This window comes from Marinobacter sp. G11, assembly GCF_021282325.1.
Classification (GTDB): domain Bacteria; phylum Pseudomonadota; class Gammaproteobacteria; order Pseudomonadales; family Oleiphilaceae; genus Marinobacter; species Marinobacter vinifirmus.
Window position 1 is genome coordinate 1 of sequence record NZ_JAJSPB010000083.1, and the last position, 1,765, is coordinate 1,765.

The 1,765-nt window shown below is 53.5% G+C and carries 2 protein-coding genes; both read right to left on the reverse strand.

The window, feature by feature from the left end; all coding sequences use genetic code 11:
• Window positions 1-64: 64 nt before the first annotated feature.
• Entirely contained in the window at window positions 65-532 is a 468-nt protein-coding gene (locus LWH94_RS19070) for a hypothetical protein (protein ID WP_232903293.1), read from the reverse strand.
• Window positions 526-1,671: a DUF6361 family protein gene (locus tag LWH94_RS19075; RefSeq protein ID WP_232903294.1), complete on the reverse strand. Its 1,146-nt coding sequence runs from the start codon at window positions 1,669-1,671 to the stop codon at window positions 526-528. The genes LWH94_RS19070 and LWH94_RS19075 overlap by 7 nt, the downstream gene beginning before the upstream one ends.
• Window positions 1,672-1,765 lie beyond the last annotated feature (94 nt).

Sequence of the window (1,765 nt, forward strand, 5' to 3'; positions counted from 1 at the left end):
GTGACCAGCGATTCCGGAAAAACGTCCAAAATCGGTCACGATAAAACGGAATGAGCGGTCACGATCACCCGGAACAGGCGGTCACGTTCAAACGGAATGGGCGGTCACGATGGGCCGGAATATGCAAAAGCACGATCAAGCGATAGCGAACCGGACTTTTGGGGGCGGTGTACCGCAGGAGCCAAAACTTCGGATGGAAAGAGGAATAAGCCACATTTCCCGGCATTACTGGCTGAAGCCAAGGCTCTAGCAATGCAAAAAGGCGATTATAGGCGCCTGGTAGCTTTATTTTTCCGGCCTGATAGAACACCTTCAGGCGGCCATTCAGCTGGCCAACCGCCTCTAAGAGTGCCAGGCGCTCGCCCTGAATTTCGCCTTCCAGGGTATCGTGAAAACACAACGCGACCGGGACGGACAGGAGAGCATCCAGGTCGAGCGTATAGGTTGCGGCGATGGCAGAATCGAGCTCATATCCCTGGGGAGGCCGCAACTCCCAGCCATAATCCACTCTTTCGGCTTTGGGGTTCAGCATTCAGCACCCTGCACAACATCCCTCAGAATCGTCCTAGCTGTCGGCCAACGGTAGCTCAACGAATCCATCCCCTGCCAATGCGGCGCTTCACCCAGATTCTTCAGGAGCACTGAGCGCCGGCCTTTGTTTTTCCGGGCTCGGCTTTCAACTAGTTTATCCAGACTGCTGACAGGCTGATTCTGAAAAATAGCCTCATGCCACTGACGCAGAAACTCACGTGAATTCAAATTGATCCGGGCGCCGCCAGCGGTGGCAGCCTGCAACCAGTCATCCACACTGGAAGCCGAAAACAGATTTCGATCTCTGATTTCCTCAAGCCATTCGGAAAAAAGCTCCTCACGCTCAGCCACCAACTCATCGTTACCGGAGTTCCTCGCAATCAATGCATTGAACCGGATATGCGCTCCGTATATTGCGCCACTGAACTCATGCGCCAGCTCAAGAGTGTGCCTGCACTGAGGAGAGACTTCGGTTCTCCCCTTCGCCCACGCAACAACCTCGGGGAACGTCAGAGAGGTAGCGGTATCTTCGGCCAGTTCCGGTGCCAAACCATGAATCAGGAACTGGGAGACAACGCTGTTTCGAATGGCCGGGGTATGAGTTAGCTTATCAATGAGAAATCGCGCCTCGGACTCGGATAAATAGATCGAAAGATCCTCCATCCAACCTGACTGAAAGGTATCCAGATGTACCACGGAGCGATGCGACATCGCGTCAGAGTCATCGTCCTCATGCCCTGAGTTACGAGATGCCGACTGAGCTTGATTTATCTCCCGGGAAAACTCAGCAAGCGATTTTTCGGTATTCACAATCCCGAACTGGCGAAGACCATTCCAATAAACAGACGAGGGCTTTCGGGCTACGCCCTGTTCAGTATCAACCATTTCCGCGCCGATGATACCGCTCTCAGTTGAACGGTGCCGCTCTACCAGAACCCTGGCGACCTCGTTCTCCTGCGACTCCAGGTAATCCCTGAGTGAAGTCCGGCGTTGAGTCCTGGCATCCAGCTCCATGTAGTCGCGGATAATTCGGGGCACGGTGATGAAATATTTGGCCCGCGTCTGGATGGTTGAAAACCCGGGGAACAAGAGATCGGCAAAAGCATCGGAGGCTGTAAACCAAATTGTGTAACTGCCCACGACTGAGTAATCTTTTCAAAAGGATACCATCGTGGGTACACAAGTGGATCAAGAAAAACTCAAAGCCATGGCCGCCGAACTGGCCAAAGACATC

Bases quoted from the DNA above. Each gene is read 5' to 3' on its own strand.
- LWH94_RS19070 (WP_232903293.1), bottom strand. From the start codon at position 532: ATGCTGAACCCCAAAGCCGAAAGAGTGGATTATGGCTGGGAGTTGCGG.